Below are 21,471 nucleotides of genomic sequence, written 5' to 3'. Positions count from 1 at the left end.
TCGCGCTTTGGTTTCTATTTCAAGCATGATCCTCCGGATCATGCTCCAGGCGGCGGTCGCACGAACGGCACACGGGTCGTGCAGGCGGGAAACGGATGAAGAGCTGGCTCTCGAGACTTTCGGCGACCCTCCTGGCGGTCGCTTTCATCGCAGCGGCCGCGCCCGCCGAGGCCGAGAAGCGCGTCGCACTCGTGATCGGCAACAATGACTACAGGAACGTGCCGAAGTTGCAGAAGGCGGTCAACGACGCCCGCACCATGGGCGACACGCTGAAGCAGCTTGGCTTCAACGTGATGGTGGCCGAGAACCTCAACCGGCAGGCGTTCTCCGAGACCTTGCTGGCGTTCGACCGCGCCGTGGAACCGGGGGATACCGTGTTCTTCTTCTATGCCGGCCACGGCTTCGAGATCGCCGGCCAGAACTTCCTGCTGCCGACCGATGTGCCGGCCGCCACCGAAGGGCAGGAGGAACTGGTGCGCGACGCCTCGGTTCTCGCCGATCGCATCGTCGAGCGGTTGCAGAACAAGAAGGCGCGGACCTCGATCCTGGTGTTCGACGCCTGCCGCAACAATCCGTTCGAGCGCGCCGGGACGCGCGCTGTTGCCGGCGGTGGTGGCCTCGCGCCGATGACGCAACTGCCGGAGGGCGTGTTCTCGGTGTTCTCGGCGGGGCCGCGGCAGACCGCGCTCGACCGGCTGTCGAACGACGATGCCAATCCCAATTCGGTGTTCACAAGGACCTTCGCCAAGGAGCTGCTGCGGCCCGGCGAGAACCTCGTGCAGGTCGCGCAGCGCACCCGGCGCCAGGTCAGCGAGATGGCCGAGACCGTCAAGCACAAGCAGATCCCGGTCTATTTCGACCAGATGGTCGACGACGTCTTCCTGAACGGGATGGCGAAGGGGCAGGCCGAGGCCGCCGGACCATCCGCGCCGTCGCAACAGGTCGCGGCGCTGCCGCCTGTCGCGGTGCCGAAGCTGCCGAAGGAGGATTCGATCAACGCGCCGATCGCGAGCTTCTCGCGGCACAATGGCGGCTGGACCGTCGTGTTCTCGATCGCCGATCCGACGCTCGGCATCTCCTGGCGGATCGGCGATAGCGGCGACTTCCGCGAAACCGGCTTCATGGACACGCTCGACCCGCGCACGCGCAAGCGGATGCCGAATCCGTCGATCGAGCTGCCGGCCGACGCGCCGGCGGCCACGATCGAGCTTCGCTATGTAGATACCCAGGGCGAGATGCAGGGACCATTCCCGATCAAGTTCGATCCCGACGCCGCGCTGATCCGCGACCAGCGCAAGATCCTCGACATGACGGCGACGAGCTGGCTGTCGTTCCGCGAGTTCAACGGGCTGCTGGTCTATTACACCCACTTGATGTCGTATCGCTGCGCGATCCGCGAGGTGCGGATCGGCATCGACAGCGCGGTGCCGGACAAGGTGTTGAAGATGCCGCCCTGCGATCAGCGCGATCCCGTGGCGATCCCATCGAACGCCCAGACCTATCTCAAGCTCGCGCCGCAGACCAAGGCGGTCTCGGTGGAGCTGACCTATCGCGACGGCAGCGTGTCCGAGATCAAGACGTTCCGGCGCTGACCGAGCATCCAACCGGTCTCCCGAGAACTGTTGCTCGACCGCAACTTTCACGAGGAAAGTGACGAGGGTGACACCCTGTCGCAGCTTTCTGCTCGTCAGCAAGACGTCGGCCAAATACAAATCATTTTTATTTTATTTCTGAACCAATGCTTTTTGGGGGGCAAAATGCAGAAGCTTTTGGGGTGTGCCTCAATCTCGGTCCTGTTGGGCCTTTCCTGCTCTGGCAATGCGATGGCCGCTGACATGGCCGTCAAGGCGCCGCCGCCGGTGGTCGCTGACGTGTTTACGTGGACCGGGTTCTATGTCGGCGGCAACGCCGGGTATGCGTGGGGCCGGGCTGCCATCGACGGGGCCGAAACCGTTCCGATCCCGCCGTTCTTTGCGGTCGATTCCGCCGCGATTTCCAATGCGGCTTCACCTCGTCTCAAGCCCGACGGTTTTACCGGCGGCGTCCAGGCCGGGTACAATTGGCAGGTGAACAGCACGGTGTTGGGCCTCGAAGCGGACTTCGAGTCGTTTCGGATGCGTGCCAGCACGACGGGAACGTTCCCATTTCCCAGCACTTTGCCCGGCGGAGCGATCGGGCCGCCGACGAGTTTCTTTACGCCCACCTCGTCTGTTTCCACTGATTGGCTCTTCACCGGTCGTGGTCGTCTCGGTTGGGCCAACGACCACTGGCTGCTTTATGCAACGGGTGGCGTGGCCGTCACCAATTTCAGCGTCAACCAATCGATCGTTCAGCTTGCTCCGTTCGTGTTCAACACCAACGCGTCCGACACGCGCGTCGGCTGGACCGTTGGTGCCGGCTTCGAATATGCATTCGCCCGAAACTGGTCGGTGAAGGGAGAATATCTCTACCTCGACTTTGGCAAGTTGAGTGGCGTGGGTGTCTTGACCCCCGCATTCGCCGGGTTCGCCTACAGCAATTCGACCCACCTTACCGCGAACATCGCGAGGGTCGGCGTGAACTACCGTTTTGGCGGACCTGTCGTCGCGCGATACTGATCACGGCCTGACGCTTGTCACGACCTGACGCTTGGCAAATTCGAGGAACCCCGGCCATTGGCCGGGGTTTCTGTTGATGCCCTTCAGGCGGTCACGACCCCGCTGCCTGCCTGGCGTGTGCTGTGACGGCTGGCTGCTCCCAAATCGTGCCCCGAAATGCAATCACCGGGTCTGGCAGGGCAATCGAAATGATCGACACGTCCATACTGCCGGCAGGAAAGGCAATGAAGACCCGCTGCTGCGTGGTCGGTGGCGGGCCGGCCGGCATGATGCTTGGCTATCTGCTCGCCCGCGCCGGAGTCGACGTCGTGGTGCTGGAGAAGCACGCCGACTTCTTCCGCGACTTCCGGGGTGACACCGTGCATCCCTCGACCTTGCAGGTGATGGATGAGCTCGGCCTGATCGACGGTTTCCTGAAGCTGCCATACCAGCAGGTCCAGAAACTCGACGGCATCTTCGGCGGCACCTCGGTGCGGATCGCCGACCTCAGCCGCCTCAGCGTCAAATATCCCTTCATCGCGATGATGCCGCAGTGGGACTTCCTCAACTTCCTGCGCGAGAGCGGCAGGCGGTTTGCCTCGCTCAAGGTGCTGATGAGCGCGGAAGCAACCGACCTGATCCGGAGCGGCGACGCGGTGACGGGTGTCCGCGCCAAGACGCCGGACGGTCCAGTCGACATCGCGGCGGATCTCGTGATCGGTTGCGACGGCCGCCACTCCATCGTGCGCGAGCGCGCGGGCCTCGCGGTTGAGGAGATCGGCGCGCCGATGGACGTGCTGTGGTTTCGCGTCGGGCGGCGTCCAAACGAGACCGAGAATCTGTTCGCCCGTGTCGACCACGGCAAGATGATGGTGACGTTCGACCGCGGCGACTATTGGCAGTGCGCCTATGTGATCGCCAAAGGACAATACGAGGCGGTGAAGGCGAGGGGATTGCCGGCGCTGCTCGAGGACGTGCTGCGCCTCGCGCCAATCCTCAAGGCCGGCATCGCCGACGTGAAGAGCTTCGACGACGTCAAGCTGCTCACCGTGGCGATCAATCGGATGACGCGCTGGACTCGTCCGGGCCTGCTCTGCATCGGCGACGCGGCGCATGCGATGTCGCCGATCGGCGGCGTGGGCGTCAACCTCGCGGTGCAGGACGCGGTCGCGACCGCCAACATCCTGGCGGCGAAGCTCGTGCATGGCTGTCCGTCGGAGGACGAGCTCGATGCGGTCAGGCGACGCCGCGAGTTCCCGGTGCGGGTGACGCAGCGCATGCAGGTGATCGCGCAGAACAACATCATCAGCGCGGCGCTGAAGCCGGGCGATCAGCCGATCCCGTTCGCACTACGGCTGATCACGGCATTGCCTGTTTTGCAGGGGCTGACGGCGCGTCTCGTCGCGGTCGGCGTACGGCCGGAGCATGTGCACTCGCCGGCCGCGACCTGACGCGCCTCGCGTACCGGTGAACTTCTCCCGGGCCGACAGAACGCGAAGGCCCCGGCGCTGCGCCGGGGCCTCGGTGTCTCAGGCCATGACCGAATAGCCGCCGTCGACCGGGATCGCGGTGCCGGTGACGAAATCCGATGCTGGTGAAGCCAGGAACACGGCGATGCCGGCAAAATCGTCGATCGCGCCCCAGCGTGCCGCCGGCGTGCGTGCCAGCACGCGCTCGTGCAGGCCGGCGACCTGCTGGCGCGCGCCTTTGGTCAGGTCGGTATCGATCCAGCCGGGAAGGATGGCGTTGACCTGGATGTTGTCGGGCGCCCAGGCGTTGGCGCAGGCGCGGGTGTACTGCACGATGCCGCCCTTGCTCGCGGCATAGGCCGCGGCGAAGCTCGCACCGAAGATCGACATCATCGAGCCGATGTTGATGATCTTGCCGCGGCCCGACGCCTTCAGCGCCGGATACACCGCCTTCGAGCACAGGAACGCGCTGGTGAGGTTGGTGTCGATCACCTTGCTCCACTCGTCGAGCTCGAGCTCGTGCGGCGGCTTGCGGATGCTGATGCCGGCATTGTTGACGAGGATGTCGATCCGGCCGAGTTCGTCGATGACCCGCGCGACCATGGCCGCGACCGCGGCCTTGTCGGTGACGTCGGTCGTGACCGCAATCGCCTTGACGCAGCGCTTGGCCAGGTCCTCGACGGCGGCCTTCGATTTCGCTTCGTTGCGGCCGACCACGGCAACCGCCGCGCCGGCATCCGCCAGGCCCCGCGCCATGCCGAGCCCGATGCCGCCATTGCCGCCGGTGACGATGGCGACCCGGCCGGAGAGATCAAACTGTCCGTTTCTCATTGTTGTTGTCCGTTGTGGTTTGAACCGGAGCCGAGAGTGCCCGATCGTGGCCGTGCTGGCCAGATCGGGTGCCGCGGACAACAAAAAAGCCCCGGACGATGCCGGGGCTCTTGCTCTGCTAGGTCAGCAGAAGATCAGTGTTCAGCTCAGTACTTGGCAACAACCGGACCGGTCCAGTTGAAGCGGTAGACCAGCGAGGTGCTGATGGTCTGGACGAACGGCTTGAAGGTGATGTCGCGACCGTTCGAGATGTTGGTGACGTCCGCCAGCTCCGAGATGTTCTTGGTGTCGTAGTAGGCAGCGCGGTACTCGGTCTTCATGAACCAGCCCGGCGCGGTGAGGCCGAAGATGTTCAGGTTGTTCTCGACGCCGCCGCCGACGAACCAGCCGCTGCGGTCGAAGCCGTTGGTGTGCAGGCCCGAGGGGAGAGCGGTGATGGTGTTGAACAGGGTGGCGCCCTTCCAATGCGAGTTGGAATAACCCGCGTTGACGTAGGACAGAACGTTCGGAGCGACCAAGTAGCCGAGGCGCGCACCGGCGGCCCAGCTGTAGTCGTTCTTGATGTTGCCAGCGGCGAACGGACCCTGATCCTGGATGGTGCCCTTCAGGCTGCCGAACTGGCCGTCGGCGAACACGCCGATCACCCAGCTGTTGGCGGTCTGCCAGTCGTAGCCGGCGCCGACGGTGCCGTACCAGCCATCGCCGCCCTGGCGCTGGTTGAAGCCCAGGATCGGCGCGCCGCCGACGGTGTTCTGGACGCCGGTGTCAGCATCCCAGATGCCGCCGCCGCCGCCGCCGAAGATGTAGAAGCCGGTCCAGCTCGGCGCCGCCGCGATCGGGGCCGGAGCCTTGGTGTAGGGGCGGGCGGCCAGATCAGCAGCCGACGCCGAACCTGTCATCGCAGCAACCGCGGTCAGAGCGAGCAAAACCTTCTTCATATCCAAATCCTCGACTTAGCGTTCGATCGGGTCGCTGCCGGGAGCGCGTTGGCGCCGATTCCCGAAACTCATGTCAGGACTATACGTGGTTCCGTTGGAAATGCTGTTGCGGGTGAGACACAACCGGCCGAAAACGATACCTCCGGTACTCTCGGAAACCGCGAATGAGAACGGCCGCCCCCGATCGGGAGGCGGCCGGAAAACGATTTGAAAACAGTCGGTTGGGCCTAGACGTCGAGGAGGTCGTCGCTGGCGAATTCGGCCTTGTCGGAGATGAAGGCAAAGCGCGCTTCCGCCTTGGTGCCCATCAGCCAACGGCTGGGCCCGGTGATCAGCAGGTCAATGTGCCGACCGCGGACCGAGCTCGCCGAGCCAGTCAGGATGCGCTCCCAACTTTCTTGTAGATGTTAGTGATCTGAAAAAGCGAAGAATAGATCGCTTGGTTTTTCCCCATGTTCCAAGGATTGCTGTGCGCGACGTTCATGTACTGGGCCTTGGCAGCATGAATAATCTCAACATCGTTGAACACGGCGGGTGGCGTGATCTGCCATTTTCCGCGAACACGACGAGCGAATGCTGAAAGCGAGGCGAGGATCGGGAAGATGATTCCGTCCGGCACATCGACAATTTGACGCCCCTCTCGCTCGATGGAACGAAGTCCCGTTCCGGCAAATCCGGGGTGTTTTTTCCATTTCTCGTACAGTTCATGAGCGATGGGAGCAATCTCAAGGTAAAAGTCATAAAGGGCTTTGGCTTGCGCGTGCCCTTCCGACTTGGGGTTTTTGGCGCGCTCGTGAAGTGACTGAAAATCCTTCAGGCATTTTGATTTCATGCTGTACGTGTAGACCTTCTTGGGATCTTCTAATTCTTTAGGTTTGGGCCATAGCTCGGCAGGAATTAGCGCCGTAATTACTTGCAGGAGTTTTTCCGTATCGTAGTAGTCGTCAGAGCGCTGGGTTTCTGATTTTCGTAACTGAAGATCCGGTAACGTTGTTTGGAGCCGTTCTTCCAGTTCGTCGAGAAGACCCTTTCGACCTACGATCGATAGCGTTGCAACGTCGTTTTGAAAGTTGCGAGCAATTGACACTTCCGCAATGAGGTCATCGTCACCCGTAACTACCAGCTCAAATTTGCACGATACCGGAAATTGGTCCTCTTCAGGCGTAGTCGAGATATAGTGATCCAACTCACCACGCGTTTGGGATCCGTTTATGATGCTGGGATCCTTCAGGTAGGCCTTCTTCTCCTTTTCATCGACCTCGATATCGCGTGCGACAATTACGATGCCGCTGTTGAGAATGACGAAGTCTTCCGGAGTATTTTCGAGGGTAGTCCGGATGCGTCGATGCACATCAGTGAGGCGCTGCCTTTTTTTTCCCTCCGCGGTGACGATGTACTCTCGAACGTTCTCGTCCTCCGGCAGCGATATAAAGGAGGTGGCCGGGGCGTTGCCGGCATAGACCTTGCGCCGCTCATCGGAGTCTTCCGGAGCGCTTATGTTTCTGAGGGTGTGATAGGAAAAGGCAATGCGGCGCTTGTGCCGCTCAGACTGAGCAGTCATGTTTCTCTCCATTCGCGACCATTGGTTACGCCGATGGAGAGCCTCTCCACGGCAAGATGGATCGCGAATCAAAGGTTACCACACCGATCGACCCGGCTGCAACTCCTTGCCTAGACGTCGAGGAGGTCGTCGCTGGCGAATTCGGCCTTGTCGGAGATGAAGGCAAAGCGCGCTTCCGCCTTGGTGCCCATCAGCCGCTCGACCGAGTCGGCGGTGCCCTCGCGATCGTCGGCGAGCAGCACCACGCGCAGCAGCGTGCGCTTGGCCGGATCCATCGTGGTCTCCTTGAGCTGCGTCGGGTTCATTTCGCCGAGGCCTTTGAAGCGATTGACCTCGATCTTGGCGTTGGCGTTGAACTCGCTCTTGATCAGCTCATCCTTATGGGCGTCGTCGCGGGCGTAGACCGACTTGGTGCCGTGCTTCAGCTTGTAGAGCGGCGGCACCGCCAGATAGAGATGGCCCTCGTCGATCAACCGCGGCATCTGGCGGTAGAAGAAGGTGATCAACAGCGAGGCGATGTGTGCGCCGTCGACGTCGGCGTCGGTCATGATGATGATGCGCTGATAGCGCAGATCCTCTTCGCGGTAGTGCGCGAGCGTGCCGCAGCCGATCGCCAGTACGAGATCGGAGATCTGCGCGTTGGCGGTCAGCTTGTCCTTGCCGGCGGAGGCGACGTTGAGGATCTTGCCGCGCAGCGGCAGCACGGCCTGGGTCTTGCGGTCGCGCGCCTGCTTGGCGCTGCCGCCGGCCGAGTCGCCCTCGACGATGAACAGTTCCGAGCCTTCGGTGCCGGCATCGGAGCAATCGGCGAGCTTGCCGGGCAGACGCAGCTTCTTGCCGGCGGTCTTGCGCGCGGTCTCCTTCTCCTGGCGGCGGCGCAGCCGCTCCTCGGCGCGGTCGATCACGAAATCGAGCAGCCGATTGGCCTGGTTCGGATTGCCCGACAGCCAGTGGTCGAACGGATCCTTCATGGCCTGTTCGACGATGCGCTGCGCTTCAGCGGTGGCGAGGCGGTCTTTCGTCTGGCCCTGGAATTCAGGCTCGCGCACGAACACCGAAAGCATCACGGCCGCGCCCACCATCACGTCTTCTGAGGTGATCGAGGCCGCACGCTTGCCCTGGCCGGCGCGCTCGGCGTGATCCTTCAGGCCGCGCAGCAGCGCGCTGCGCAGGCCGGATTCATGGGTGCCGCCGTCGGGCGTCGGCACCGTGTTGGTGTAGGACGACAGGAAGCCGTCGGCGTCAGCGGTCCAGGCTACCGCCCATTCGCAGGCGCCGTGCGCGCCGCTGCGGCCGGACTTGCCGGAGAAGATGTCCTGATGCACCAGCGTGTCGGCGTGGATCGCCGCCGCGAGATAATCCTTCAGGCCGCCGGGGAAGTGGAATTTGGCTTCGGCCGGAACGTCCTCGACGCCCTTCAGCAATTCCGGATCGCAGTGCCACCGGATCTCGACGCCGCCGAACAGATACGCCTTCGAGCGCGTCATCTTGAACAGGCGTTGCGGCTTGAAGGCGGCCTTGGCGCCGAAGATTTCGGTGTCCGGCTTGAAGCGGACACGGGTGCCGCGGCGGTTGCTGACCTTGCCGAGGTCCTCGAGCTTGCCCTTGGGATGGCCGCGCTCGAACGTCATGCGATGCAATTGTCCGCTGCGCGCGACCTCGACCTCGAGCCGGGAGGAGAGCGCGTTGACCACGGAGACGCCGACGCCGTGCAGGCCGCCCGAGGTCTCGTAGACGTCGGAATTGAATTTGCCGCCCGAGTGCAGCGTGCACATGATGACTTCGAGTGCCGACTTCTTCGGGAATTTCGGATGCGGGTCGACCGGAATGCCGCGGCCGTTGTCGTTGACCGACAGGAAGCCGTCGGCCGTCAGCTCGACCTCGATGAAGGTGGCGTGGCCCGCCAGGGCCTCGTCCATGGCGTTGTCGATCACCTCGGCGAACAGGTGGTGGAGCGCCTTCTCGTCGGTGCCGCCGATATACATGCCGGGGCGCTTGCGAACCGGTTCCAGGCCCTCCAGAACCTCGATGCTCGCCGCCGTATAGCCGGATTCGGCGTCCTTCACCGGCTTGGCCGCAGCCTTCGCAACGGCGCGACCCTTCGATTGCGGGGCGTCAAACAGATCGTCGTCAGATTTGCTTTTGGCGTTCGATTTCAATGCTTTGGACATGGTTCTTCAAGTGGCGCGCCGGTCTTGGCGCGGCGAATCGGTTGCTTTGACTATGCCACGGATGGGCTGCCAAATGGGGGCGGCCGCGCCTCCCGGCCCAGCCGCCTGTGTAGATAGGAGCCCGCGATTACGCCCGCGAGGTGCGGAATACAATGACCGTGAACAGGGCCATCGCGGCGAGCACCATCAGCGACCCGACGATCGGGGCGGCCTCGAACGACGGTCCCTTCAGCAGCACGGCGGCCACGCCGGCCGGAAACAACACGCCACCGACGATATGCAGCCAGCCCTGGATCCTGGCGAGCAACATGCTGCCCGCAGCCGGCACCAGCCGGTAGTAGAGCCCGAACAGGAACAGCATCACGCCGCCGACGAGATTGAGATGCGCATGCGCCGGCCCCAACGTGAAGTCGTGCTCGATACCCATTGCGATGCCCGCGAGCATTCCGAACAACAGCACGAGAACGCTCACGCACATCATCAGTGACCCGATCATCCAATGAATCCTTTTTCTTTTGTGGAGGATGCTTGCCGGTCCGCACCGCGGGGGCCTGTGGGAAATCACGTTTGATCCCCGCCTTTGTGACTTGATGTCACGCAGTCGGCCGGCTTACCTGTTCTTAGGCTGCGTGCGGCTAGAAAGGTTCATTCGAGGTTCAACGGAGCGGGAAGGCACACGACGAGATGGAAGACCTTGCGCAGGCCTTGGCCGAATTCGTGCGCCATCACCAGGCCTGGGCCGCTCCGATCGTCATGCTGCTGGCGTTCGCTGAATCGCTGGCCTTCATTTCATTGCTGGTGCCCGCCTGGGGCGCGCTGGTGGCGATCGGCGCCCTGATCGGCGTCAGCGGGATCAATTTCTGGCCGATCTGGATTGCCGGCGGCATTGGTGCCGCGCTCGGCGATTGGGTCTCCTACTGGTTCGGCTACCGCTACAAGGAGCAGGTCGCGCAGATGTGGCCGCTGTCGCGCTATCCCGAGATCCTGCCGCGCGGCGAGGCCTTCGTGAAGCGATGGGGCGTGCCCAGCATCTTCATCGGCCGCTTCTTCGGCCCGCTGCGCGCCTCGGTGCCGCTTGTCGCCGGCATTTTCGAGATGTCGTACTGGCAGTTCCAGATCGCGAATTTCGTCTCCGCGCTGGTCTGGTCAGCGGCGCTGCTGTTGTTCGGTGATGTGATCGCCCAGGCCGTGGAGTGGATGTGGCGGGCGGTGTAATCTCCATGGTCTCGCGGCGGGATATCGGAGAGGCAGGAGATGAAACCATTCTGGCGCGGGGTAGCGGCGCTCGCAGTGGCCGCCGCGGCATCGTCCGTCCAGCAGGCTTCGGCCCAAACCATCCGCGATACGCCTGAGAAGAATCCCGCGGTCGCGCGTGCCAACAGCGCCGCGATCGCGCTGTTCAAGCGCGGCGACAATCAGGGCGCGCTGTCCGCCCTCGATGGAATCATCCAGCGCTTTCCCGACTCCGGCCTGGCTTACGCCAATCGTGGCGCGGTCTATTTCCAGATCAAGAAGTATGACGAAGCGATCAAGGACTACACGCAGGCGATCGGTCTGGGCAGAAACGACACGATGACCGTGCTCAATCGCGCCTCCGCCTATTCCAAGAGTGGCGATTTCGACCGGGCGCTGGACGATTGCAATGCCGTGATCCGGATCAATCCGCGCAACGCGGTCGCTTACCGGGTCTGCGGGGTCGCCTATCAGGGCAAGGGTGACGCCGAGCGGGCGTTCTCGAACCTCAACGAGGCGGTGCGTCTCGATCCGCGCGCGGCCAAGACCTATCGCGCGCGCGCCATCGCCTATGAGCAGGCCGGGCAGGCCGACAAGGCACGGGCCGATATCGCGCAGGCCGGCAGGCTCGATCCGTCGAGCATCACTGCGGCGCAAATGGCCGAAGCACGCGAGCGCGCCGGTGGTGCAGCAATCGCCGCAGCGGCACCGTCCAAGCCGGCTGCGCCGGTCGTGGCGGCTACGCCGACGCCCGATCCCGTACCGGCTGCGATCGCAACCGATGCGCCGGGCGGCGAGACGCGCGTGGCGCTGGTGATCGGCAACAGCGATTATGTCTCGGTGCCTCGTCTGCCGAATCCGCAACATGACGCCGCCGCGGTTGCCGACGCGCTGCGTTCAGCCGGTTTCAAGACCGTCGTACTCAACGACAATCTCGGTGCCGCCGCGATGCGTCAGGCACTCAATGATTTCTCGACCGAAGCCGCCAAGGCGGATTGGGCGCTGGTCTATTACGCCGGCCACGGCATCGAGGTGAATGGGACCAACTACCTCATTCCGGTCGACGCCAAGCTGAAGACCGACCGCGCCGTTCGGTTCGAGGCGGTGCCGCTCGATGCGGTTCTGGCAAGCGTCGAGGCCGCGCACAAGCTGCATCTGGTGATCCTCGATGCCTGTCGGGACAATCCATTCCTGCGCGACATGACGCGGACGGTGGCGAGCCGCTCGGTGGGACGAGGCCTGGCGCGGGTCGAGCCCGAGGCGAGCGCGACGCTGGTGGCCTATTCCGCCAAGGCCGGTCAGACCGCGATGGATGGAACGGACGGGCAGAGCAACAGCCCGTTCGCCCGCGCACTCATCCGCAATATGCAGAAACCGGGCGTCGAAATCCGGAAGTTCTTCGGTCTGGTCCGCGACGACGTGATGGCGGCGACCGGCAACGGTCAGGAACCGTTTGTCTACGGCTCGCTGGGCGGTGACGATTATTTCCTGAGGAAGCCCTGAGTCTTCGAATTCGCACTCTGTGCACGGGCCGGAGACGGGCCAATTGCGAGTTCGAAACTCGGCGGCCTCGCGAGCTTATGGACCGGTGATCTGCCGTGGAATAAAATCGCCACGCAGGGGTTGGGCGAGGGGACGGCCAAGCGCGCAGTCATTGCAGAACGAAGCAAATCCAACATGCCCGAACTCGCCGCTCGCAGCCGCTGTGTCGCATTGGAGGACATCCCATGGAATTGACCCGACGTCACGCTCTCGCCGGTGCTGCCGGCGTCGCCGCCGCACCGTTGTTGTCCGCCGCTCCTGCGGCCGCTGCGGCGTCGGTCGCCGACAAGCAGGCCCCGAGCTTCTATCGCTACAAGGTCGGCGACATCCTGGTGACCGCGGTGTCCGACGGCAAGAACGTCTTCAAGCTGGAAGATGCCTTCATCCCGAATGCGAAGCGTGAGGACGTCAACGCGGCGCTCGAGAAGGCGTTCATGCCGCGCGACATGATGACGATCTGGTTCGCGCCGCTCGTGCTCAACACCGGTGGCAAGGTGGTCGTGATCGACACCGGCAATGGCGCGCTGGCGAAGGTCAAAAGCAAGGGTGCCAACGGCCTGTTCGCCGACAATTTCGTCGCGGCCGGCTTCGATCCCAAGGCTGTCGACATGGTCGTGATCTCGCACTTCCACACCGACCACGTGAACGGCCTGCTGACGGCCGAGGGCACGCCGGCGTTCCCGAATGCCGAGGTGCTGGTGCCTGCCACTGAATGGAAGTTCTGGATGGACGACGGCGAGATGAGCCGGGCGCCGGCCGGCCGCATGCAGGGCCTGTTCAAGAACAACCGCAACATCTTCGAGGCCGGCCTGAAGAAGAAGGTGACGCCCTATGAATGGGGCAAGGAGATCGCCCCGGGCCTGACCTCGGTCGAGACCATCGGCCACACCCCGGGTCACACCTCCTATGTGCTGGCGTCGGGTTCGGAGAAGGTCTTCATCCAGTCCGATGTCACCAACAATCCGAACCTGTTCGCGACCAATCCCGGCTGGCACGCGTTCTTCGACCAGGACGGCGACGTGGCGGAGAAGACCCGGCGGCGGATCTACGACATGGTGGTCGCAGAGCGGCTCCAGGTGCAGGGCTTCCACTATCCGTTCCCGGGTCTCGGCAACGTGGTGAAGGACGGCAACGGCTATCGCGTCGTGCCGGCGCCGTGGAATCCGGTGATCTGAGCGGCTGTCTTGACGTGCGAGTGTCTTGACGTCACTTGGGTGCGGCCTTATAGCCGCGCCCATGATCAACGCCGCGACCATCACCATCGCCCGCCGCCGCCGCATTCTCGCGGTATGGGCGGTCGTTCGCGTTTAAGACATCGCCTCTGCCGCCGGATCCGATCCCGCGGCGCTCTCCTGAAAAAGACCCGTGGTTCGATCTGGCGGCTCCTACATCACAGGGAGCAACCACCATGTATACGCCACCGGTATTCAAGCCTGACCGCGCTGCAAGCCTGGCCTTTGCCGAAGCGCGCGGCTTCGGGCTTGCCTGCGCCTGGGACGGCGCCAAGCCGATCGCGTCCGCACTGCCGTTCTATCTGACCTATGCGGCTGACGGTACGCCGCGGGCGCTGTTTCATGTCGCCCGTCACAATCCGCTGATAAAGCTGGCGGGCGGCACGTCCTGGCTGCTGGCCGTCAACGGCGCCGACGCCTATGTCTCGCCGGACTGGTACGTGTCACCCGATCAGGTGCCGACCTGGCTGTATCAGGCGGTGCATCTGACCGGGCCGGTGCGGACGTTGTCGGATCAGGAGCTTGCCGTTCAGATCGACGCGCTGAGCGCCAAGTTCGAGGACCGGCTGTTGCCGAAAAGGCCGTGGGTGTCGGGCAAGATGACCGCCGCGCGGCTGGAAGCGATGAAGCAGGCCATCGTGGGCCTCGAGATGACGGTGGAAGCGGTGGAGGGCAGCTTCAAGCTGAACCAGCACAAATCCGAAACCGATTTCGCGGCGGTCGGCAACGCGCTCGCTGCGCAGGCCGAAGCCGGTGCCCGAGACATCGCGGCCTTGATGCGCGAGGTGCGCCCGCAAGCTTTCGCGACGATGCAGACCGAGATGACGACGTTTCCGGGGAGCGAGCAATGACGAAGAAGAAAATCGGAATTTTGGGGGCGTCCGGCTACACTGGCGCTGACGCAGTGCGTCTGTTGGCGCGGCATCCGAATGCCGAGATCACCGCGCTTACCGCCAACACCCATGCCGGCAAGACGATGAGCGAGGTGTTTCCGCACTTCTTCATGCTCGACCTGCCGAAACTCGTGGAATGGGAGAAGGTCGACTGGACGCGGCTCGATGCCGTGTTCTGCGGACTGCCGCACGGCACGACGCAGGAGATCATCGCCGCAGTGCTGAAAGCCAATCCCGCAATCAAGATCCTCGACATGTCCGCGGATTTCCGGCTGCGCGACAAGGACAGCTACGCGCAATGGTACGGCCATGAGCACAGGGCGCTCGAATTGCAGGACGAGGCCGTCTATGGGCTGACCGAACTCTACCGGGAGAGGATCGCGGCCGCGCGGCTGGTGGCCTGTCCCGGCTGCTATCCGACGGCGGTGCTGCTGGCGCTCGTTCCGCTGGCGAAGGCAAGGCTGATCGACGTCGACGATATCATCATCGATGCCAAGTCGGGCGTCACCGGGGCCGGACGCGGACTGAAGCAGAACACGCTGTTCAGCGAGGCCGGAGAGGGGTTGTCGCCCTATTCGATCGGCAGCCATCGACACTCGGCGGAGATCGAGCAGGAGATCGGCGCAGCCGCTGGTTCGGCCGTGACGGTAAACTTTACCCCGCATCTCATTCCGATGGCGCGGGGCGAGTTCTGCACATCCTATGTCAAACTGAACGGGGCGACGCCGGACGATCTGCGCGCCGCGCTGGAAAAGGCCTACGCCAACGAGCCGTTCGTCCATGTGACGAAGAAGGGCGTGCTGCCACAGACGCAGAACGTGCGTGGTTCGAATTATGTTCAGATCGGGGTCGTCGCCGACCGGATCAAGAACCGCGCCATCGTGCTCTCGACGCTCGATAATCTGGTGAAGGGGTCGGCCGGACAGGCGATCCAGAACATGAACCTGATGTTCGGCTTGCCCGAAACCGTCGGACTGGAGCAGATCGCGCTGTTTCCGTGAGCGGGCGGGTGTCGCGGACGAGGATGCGCTCAATCTATTGGCGGCGCGGGCGCGGCCAGATGTGCTAGCTAACGAAACGAATGAGCTTGAAAGGAACGTGCCATGACCCTCACCGATACCAAACAGACGACCAAGAGTGGTGCGACCACGGCAACCGTATTCGTCGACGGCGGCTCCGGCACGACCGGCCTCGGCATCCAGGAGCGGCTGCATGGGATCGGCGACGTCACGGTGAGGCACATCGCCGAGGATAAGCGGAAGGATGCCGGTGCGAAGCGCGCGCTGATGGAGGAGGTGGATCTCGTGATCCTCTGCCTGCCTGACGATGCCGCCAAGGAAACCGTCGCGTTGATCGACACCATGGGCAATGCCGCGCCCAAGGTGCTCGACGCCTCGACCGCCTACCGGGTCGCGCCCGATTGGGCCTACGGCTTCCCGGAACTCGCGCCCGGCCAGGCCGACAAGATCCGGACCGCGAAAAAGGTCTCCAATCCCGGCTGCTATCCGACCGGCGCGATCGCGCTGTTGCGGCCGCTCGTCGATGGCGGCCTGCTGCCTGCCGACTATCCCGTCACCATCAATGCGGTGAGCGGCTATTCGGGCGGCGGCAAGTCGATGATCGCGAGTTTCGAGGACGGCTCGGCGCCGGCCTTCCATCTCTATGGTCTCGGTTTCGAGCACAAGCACGTGCCGGAGATGCAGCTCTATTCGCATCTGACGCGGCGGCCGCTGTTCATCCCGTCGGTCGGCAACTTCCGGCAGGGCATGCTGGTCTCGGTGCCGTTGCAGCTCGACGCGCTGCCCGGCAAGCCTGACGGTGCCGATCTGCAGGCGGCGCTGGCGAAATGGTACGCCGGCAGCAAGCACGTTTCGGCGATGCCGCTGCACAACGACGCCGCCAAGGACGGAAAGATCGAGCCGGAAGCGCTCAACGAGACCAACCAGCTCGAGCTCTATGTCTTCGCCAGCGACAAGCATCGCCAGGCGGTGCTGGTCGCCCGGCTCGACAATCTGGGCAAGGGCGCCTCGGGCGCTGCGGTCCAGAACATGCGGCTGATGCTCGGGCTAACCGACGTCTGACGGCAGGGTGCGTCATGGACGACGCCACGCTGCAATTCTACCGGCACAATGCCGAGGCTTATGCCGGGTGGGCGAAAGCACCGTCTACCCGGCTTGTCGCCTTCCTCAAATTGTTGCCACGGGGCGGCTCGATCCTCGAACTCGGCTGCGGGGCCGGCAATCATGCCGCGGTCATGCTCGCCGAGGGCTTCGTGCTGCGTGCCACCGATGGTTCGCCGGAGATGGCCGAAGTCGCCGCGCGGCGCATCAATCATCCCGTCGAGGCAATGCTGTTCGATCAGCTCGACGAGCGGTATGCCTATGACGGCGTCTGGGCCAGCGCCTGCCTGCTGCATGTGCCCCGCGACGAGCTGGCCGGCATTCTGGGCCGGATCCATCGGGCGATGAAGCCCGATGGATTGTTCTATGCGAGCTACAAGGTCGGCCACGATGACGGCCGCGACAGCATCGGGCGCTATTACAATTATCCCACCGCCGACTGGCTGGCGGCGACCTACGCGTCGTCAGGGGTGTGGACGCAGGTCTCGTCCGACACCAGCGAGATCAAGAGTTTTGACGAAGCGCCGGCGACGATGCTGCATATCGTAATGCGGAAGAGCGGGTAGTTTGCCGCTCAGACGATCTTGAAGATCGCGAGCGCCAGCACGGCCTGGGCGATGAAGCCGACTGTGAAGGCCAGGGTGCGAAACACCGGAATGCCCAGCGCGTAGACGATCAGATGCGCGACGCGCGCCCAGAAATAGACGGCGCAGGCGAGCACGGTCCATTTGCTGGAATAGTCGGCGGCGTTCAGGATCAGCACCAGCGGCGCGAAGATCACGAGGTTCTCGACCGCGTTATCGTGCGCGAACATCAACCGATTGGCCCAGTCGGCTTGCGGCTTGTCGTTGCGCGTCGGATTGCCCATCGCACCCGACAGGCCGCGAACCTGGGTGCGGTTGATGATGTAGGGGATCCACAGCAGCCCGGTCAGGATCACCGTCAGCGACAGCCAAAACAGTTCGCGCGTCATCGTATCCCCCTCACGTGAATTCGATTCCCGACCGTCGGGACCGTCTGTTTATAGCTGAGTGGCGAACCTGGCGCTACGCGAAGACTTGGCGCTACGCGCGGACACGGACATAGCTGCCGGGGGCGTCCTCGAGCGCGGACGTTCCGTTGGAGCCGACCGCGCGCGCCGGGACCGTCTCCGGATCATGGCTTTCCAGCCAGCCGCGCCAGTCGGGCCACCACGAACCCTTGTGCTCCTCGGCACCCTTCAGCCAGTCGGCGAGCTTGATGTCCTTGATGTTGTCGTTGGTCCAGTACTGATATTTCTTCGAGGCGGGCGGGTTGACCACGCCGGCGATATGGCCGGAGCCGGACAGCACATATTTCACCGGGCCGCCGAAGAACTGCGAACCGTACAGCACCGATTCCGCCGGAGCGATGTGGTCTTCGCGGGCGGCGAGGTTGTAGACCGGCACCTTCACCTTCGACAGATCGAGCAGCGTGTTGTCGAGCACCATGGTGCCGGTCGACAGCCGGTTCTCCAGGTAGCAGTTGCGCAGGTAGTAGGAGTGGTTCGACGACGGCATTCTCGTCGCGTCGGAGTTCCAGTGCAGCAGGTCGAACGAGGAGGGCGGTTGGCCCTTCAGGTAGTTGTTCACGACATACGACCAGATCAGGTCGTTCGAGCGCAGCATGTTGAAGGCCATCGCCATCTTGCTGCCCTCGAGCACGCCGGATTCCTGCATGTCGCGTTCCAGCGCCGAGATCTGGTCCTCGTCGACGAACACCAGCAGATCGCCGGCGTGGGTGAAGTCGACTTGAGCTGCGAAGAACGTCGCCGATGTCACGCGCTGGCGGCGCTTCTCGGCAAGGTAGGCGAGTGTCGAGGCGAGCATGGTGCCGCCGACGCAATAGCCGGCAGTGTGCACCTTCATCTCGCCGGTGACCTTCTCGATCACGTCCATCGCGGTGAGCGGGCCTTCGGTCATGTAGTCGGCCCAGGTCTTCTTGCCGAGCTCCTTGTCCGGATTGACCCAGGAAATCACGAACACCGTGATGCCCTGGTCGACGCACCATTTGATGTAGGATTTCTCGGGACGCAGATCGAGGATGTAGAACTTGTTGATCCAGGGCGGCACGATCAGCAGCGGCGTGCGCAGCACGTTCTCCGTCGCGGGCGAATACTGGATCAACTGCATCAGCTCGTTCTGGTAGATCACCTTGCCCGGCGTCGTCGCCATGTTGACGCCGACCTCGAGATTGCTCGAATCGGACTGGCGGATCTTCAGCGTGCCGTGGCCGGCTTCGATATCCTCGGCCAGCATCTTCATGCCGCGGACCAGATTGTCGCCGTTGGTCTCGACCGTGGCGCGCAGCACTTCCGGATTGGTCAGGACGAAGTTCGACGGCGCCAGCGCGTTGGTGATCTGCTGGACGTAGAATTCGGCCTTCTTGCGGGTATGCGGATCGATTCCGTCGGCGTCGTGGACCAGCTGCTGCGCCCATTTCGAGGTCAACAGATAGAGTTGCAGGATGAAGTCGAAGAACTGGTTCGACTTCCATTCCGGGTCCTGGAATCGCTTGTCGCGCGGCGCCGGCGCGATCGCGGGCTTGGCATCGGCTTCGCCGGCCATCCGCCGCACCGCCGAGCCCCAAAGATCGAGATAATCCTTGCCGAGCTGCATCTGCAGCGACGAAGCGCGCTCCTTGTCGGACAGCCAGTATTCGGCGATCACGCTGAAAGTCTTGATCACCTCGCCAAGCTCGTTCGGCGGCTTGTCACGGACTTCGCCGATCTGGCGCGGCTTGAGGTAGGCGGCCAGCGCCTGACCGCTGCTCTCCATCGCCCGCGCGATGTTCATGGCGAAGGCTTCGGCGTTGAATTTGGGGGCGGCTTGGGTGTCGGTGCTGACGTTGCTCATCTGAGGGACATTATCGCGTCGTTTGGAGGGCGTCATCGCGCGGTGCGGCAACGATAATCAGTGAAAATCCGATGTTTCGCTCTGTTGCGGTGCGACAAAAAATCTTTGTTCCGTCATATTGAAGCCTCAGGGGTCGGTTTTGTTGTTCACGCCTTAAGCGTTTCGGGCGACAATGGTTTGAAACGCTGAAGTCGAAATTAACGCAGCGGGGGACGCTGCAAGGCTCGTACCAGTGCGACCCGTGTCAGCGACGCGCGACGTTCGCGCCAGCTTGTTGGGGACAATTCGGCGCATGCCGGTCGAAATGATGAAGAGGGGGCTCGCGGCCGCAGCGCTGCTCGCGTCGGTGTTGGCGCTGAGCGGGTGCTCGAGCACGATCGCCGATATGGCGATGCCGGCCGATGCGCCGGCGCGGGCCAAGGATCCCAGCGGGTACCTTCCGGTGCATGATATTCCGCCCGACCGCGCTGATCCGATGATCAAGCCGGCGGATCAGGCCAAGATCGAGCAGGAGCTGATTGCCGCGCGCGATCGCCAGGCCTCGACGGCGGCCCAGGCCGGCAAGTGAGCCCGCGTCAAACGGCCGATCAGCGCTGGCGCCGCCCGACGTCCGTGCTAAAAGAAACCCAATTCAACCGCAGGTCCGGCCGCAGCCCCCAGATCGTGCGCCTGAATTCGCTCTAAGTCATTGATTCAGTGCGATTTCTGCAAGAGGCCGAGCCGGCTTCCGCATGTAAGCTATAGGGGGCGATTCTGGCGTCGCGGTTGTCGGAGCAAGGGTCCCATGGAAGATTTTTACCGCATTCGCCGTCTGCCGCCTTACGTCTTTGAGAAGGTCAACCAGGCCAAGGCGGCCGCGCGCAACGCCGGGGCCGACATCATCGACATGGGCATGGGAAATCCGGACCTGCCGACCCCGGCGCATGTGATCGAGAAGCTCAAGGAGACGCTGGGCAAGCCGCGGACCGATCGCTATTCGGCCTCGCGCGGTATCAACGGTCTCCGCAAGGCCCAGGCCGCCTATTACGCGCGCCGCTTCGGCGTCAAGCTCAACCCCGATACCCAGGTCGTCGCCACGCTCGGCTCGAAGGAGGGGTTCGCCAACGTCGCGCAGGCGATCACCGCGCCCGGCGACGTCGTGCTGTGCCCCAATCCGAGCTATCCGATCCATGCGTTCGGCTTCCTGATGGCTGGCGGCGTGATCCGCTCGGTGCCCTCGGAGCCGACGCCGCAGTTCTTCGAGGCGGTCGAACGGGCCATCATCCACTCGATCCCGAAGCCGATCGCGCTGATCGTCTGCTATCCGTCGAACCCGACCGCCTATGTCGCGGACCTCGATTTCTACAAGGATCTCGTTGCCTTCGCGAAGAAGCACGACATTTTCATCCTGTCCGATCTCGCTTACGCCGAAGTCTATTTCGACGAGAACAATCCGCCGCCGTCGGTACTGCAAGTGCCCGGCGCGATCGACGTCACCGTCGAGTTCACCTCGATGTCGAAGACGTTCTCGATGGCCGGCTGGCGCATGGGATTTGCGGTCGGCAATGAGCGCATCATCGCAGCCCTTGCGCGGGTCAAGTCCTATCTCGACTACGGCGCCTTCACGCCGGTCCAGGTGGCGGCGACCGCGGCGCTGAACGGTCCGGACGACTGCATCCGCGAGATGCGCGATACCTACCGCAAGCGTCGCGACGCGCTGGTTGAGTCATTTGGCCGCGCCGGCTGGGACATTCCGCCGCCGCAGGCCTCGATGTTCGCCTGGGCGCCGCTGCCCAAGGCGTTCGAGGCGGTCGGCAGCATGCAGTTCGCCACCCTGATGGTGGAGAAATCCGGCGTCGTGGTGTCGCCCGGCGTCGCGTTCGGCGAGCACGGCGAAGGCTATGTCCGCATCGCGATGGTGGAGAACGAGCAGCGCATCCGGCAGGCTGCGCGCGGCGTGCGCCGCTTCCTTGAAAGCGGCATCGAAACGTTGCACAACGTCGTTCCTCTCGCCAACCGACGCTAATCCTTCCAGGTTGCTTAAACTTCAGGT

Annotated in this window: 19 protein-coding genes; 12 read left to right on the top strand and 7 right to left on the bottom strand. The window is 63.5% G+C overall.

The genetic code is table 11. From position 1 onward, the window contains the following. The first annotated feature begins 95 nt into the window (after positions 1-95). The 3 genes from B2W55_RS27915 to B2W55_RS27905 all read left to right on the top strand — a co-directional run bounded on the left by B2W55_RS27915 (position 96) and on the right by B2W55_RS27905 (position 4,027). Entirely contained in the window at positions 96-1,592 is a 1,497-nt protein-coding gene (locus tag B2W55_RS27915) for a caspase family protein (RefSeq protein ID WP_024578404.1), read from the top strand. A gap of 30 nt (positions 1,593-1,622) precedes the next feature. After that, entirely contained in the window at positions 1,623-2,597 is a 975-nt protein-coding gene (locus B2W55_RS27910) for an outer membrane protein (protein ID WP_081725929.1), read from the top strand. Positions 2,598-2,821: 224 nt separating this feature from the next. Beyond that, positions 2,822-4,027, top strand: coding sequence for an FAD-dependent oxidoreductase (locus tag B2W55_RS27905; RefSeq protein ID WP_080890976.1), 1,206 nt, complete (start codon positions 2,822-2,824; stop codon positions 4,025-4,027). 78 nt (positions 4,028-4,105) lie between these two features. Here B2W55_RS27905 and B2W55_RS27900 read toward each other — a convergent pair whose 3' ends face one another. From B2W55_RS27900 to B2W55_RS27880, 5 genes are all read right to left on the bottom strand, one after another. Next, positions 4,106-4,876, bottom strand: a complete 771-nt coding sequence (locus tag B2W55_RS27900; protein ID WP_024578401.1) for a glucose 1-dehydrogenase — start codon at positions 4,874-4,876, stop codon at positions 4,106-4,108. Between the two features lie 146 nt (positions 4,877-5,022). Further along, positions 5,023-5,814 (bottom strand): outer membrane protein, encoded by a 792-nt coding sequence (locus B2W55_RS27895; RefSeq protein ID WP_024578400.1) that lies wholly within the window; start codon positions 5,812-5,814, stop codon positions 5,023-5,025. A gap of 376 nt (positions 5,815-6,190) precedes the next feature. Continuing rightward, positions 6,191-7,375, bottom strand: a complete 1,185-nt coding sequence (locus B2W55_RS27890) for an AIPR family protein (protein ID WP_080890984.1) — start codon at positions 7,373-7,375, stop codon at positions 6,191-6,193. 110 nt (positions 7,376-7,485) lie between these two features. Beyond that, complete coding sequence (gene parE, locus B2W55_RS27885; RefSeq protein WP_024578398.1) at positions 7,486-9,546, bottom strand: DNA topoisomerase IV subunit B; 2,061 nt, start codon at positions 9,544-9,546, stop codon at positions 7,486-7,488. Positions 9,547-9,673: 127 nt separating this feature from the next. Continuing rightward, positions 9,674-10,042: a hypothetical protein gene (locus B2W55_RS27880; RefSeq protein ID WP_024578397.1), complete on the bottom strand. Its 369-nt coding sequence runs from the start codon at positions 10,040-10,042 to the stop codon at positions 9,674-9,676. A 188-nt stretch (positions 10,043-10,230) separates the two neighbouring features. Between B2W55_RS27880 and B2W55_RS27875 the strand changes: the two genes are divergently transcribed. From B2W55_RS27875 to B2W55_RS27845, 7 genes are all read left to right on the top strand, one after another. Beyond that, positions 10,231-10,761 (top strand): DedA family protein, encoded by a 531-nt coding sequence (locus B2W55_RS27875; RefSeq protein ID WP_024578396.1) that lies wholly within the window; start codon positions 10,231-10,233, stop codon positions 10,759-10,761. Positions 10,762-10,800: 39 nt separating this feature from the next. Beyond that, positions 10,801-12,282 carry a caspase family protein gene (locus tag B2W55_RS27870; protein WP_024578395.1) on the top strand — a complete coding sequence of 494 codons (1,482 nt, stop codon included), beginning with the start codon at positions 10,801-10,803 and terminating at the stop codon, positions 12,280-12,282. A 224-nt stretch (positions 12,283-12,506) separates the two neighbouring features. Further along, positions 12,507-13,496: an MBL fold metallo-hydrolase gene (locus B2W55_RS27865; protein WP_024578394.1), complete on the top strand. Its 990-nt coding sequence runs from the start codon at positions 12,507-12,509 to the stop codon at positions 13,494-13,496. A 233-nt stretch (positions 13,497-13,729) separates the two neighbouring features. Then, positions 13,730-14,404, top strand: a complete 675-nt coding sequence (locus B2W55_RS27860; protein WP_024578393.1) for an FMN-binding negative transcriptional regulator — start codon at positions 13,730-13,732, stop codon at positions 14,402-14,404. Continuing rightward, positions 14,401-15,447 carry an N-acetyl-gamma-glutamyl-phosphate reductase gene (gene argC, locus B2W55_RS27855; RefSeq protein WP_024578392.1) on the top strand — a complete coding sequence of 349 codons (1,047 nt, stop codon included), beginning with the start codon at positions 14,401-14,403 and terminating at the stop codon, positions 15,445-15,447. The genes B2W55_RS27860 and argC (B2W55_RS27855) overlap by 4 nt, the downstream gene beginning before the upstream one ends. 102 nt (positions 15,448-15,549) lie before the next feature. Beyond that, positions 15,550-16,527 carry an N-acetyl-gamma-glutamyl-phosphate reductase gene (gene argC / locus B2W55_RS27850; RefSeq protein WP_024578391.1) on the top strand — a complete coding sequence of 326 codons (978 nt, stop codon included), beginning with the start codon at positions 15,550-15,552 and terminating at the stop codon, positions 16,525-16,527. Between the two features lie 14 nt (positions 16,528-16,541). Then, positions 16,542-17,132 (top strand): class I SAM-dependent methyltransferase, encoded by a 591-nt coding sequence (locus B2W55_RS27845; RefSeq protein WP_024578390.1) that lies wholly within the window; start codon positions 16,542-16,544, stop codon positions 17,130-17,132. A gap of 8 nt (positions 17,133-17,140) precedes the next feature. On the opposite strand, the gene B2W55_RS27840 is transcribed toward B2W55_RS27845, so the two are convergent. Next, positions 17,141-17,539, bottom strand: a complete 399-nt coding sequence (locus B2W55_RS27840) for an MAPEG family protein (RefSeq protein WP_024578389.1) — start codon at positions 17,537-17,539, stop codon at positions 17,141-17,143. A 91-nt stretch (positions 17,540-17,630) separates the two neighbouring features. Beyond that, complete coding sequence (locus tag B2W55_RS27835; RefSeq protein ID WP_024578388.1) at positions 17,631-19,439, bottom strand: PHA/PHB synthase family protein; 1,809 nt, start codon at positions 19,437-19,439, stop codon at positions 17,631-17,633. A 292-nt stretch (positions 19,440-19,731) separates the two neighbouring features. On the opposite strand from B2W55_RS27835, the gene B2W55_RS27830 reads away from it, so the two are divergent. Next, positions 19,732-20,007 carry a hypothetical protein gene (locus B2W55_RS27830; RefSeq protein ID WP_024578387.1) on the top strand — a complete coding sequence of 92 codons (276 nt, stop codon included), beginning with the start codon at positions 19,732-19,734 and terminating at the stop codon, positions 20,005-20,007. 216 nt (positions 20,008-20,223) lie between these two features. Then, positions 20,224-21,444 (top strand): LL-diaminopimelate aminotransferase, encoded by a 1,221-nt coding sequence (locus tag B2W55_RS27825; RefSeq protein ID WP_024578386.1) that lies wholly within the window; start codon positions 20,224-20,226, stop codon positions 21,442-21,444. Positions 21,445-21,471 lie beyond the last annotated feature (27 nt).

The organism is Bradyrhizobium sp. UBA2491, assembly GCF_002341725.1.
In the GTDB taxonomy this organism is placed as follows: domain Bacteria; phylum Pseudomonadota; class Alphaproteobacteria; order Rhizobiales; family Xanthobacteraceae; genus Bradyrhizobium.
This window is presented reverse-complemented; position numbering and strand designations above follow the sequence as displayed.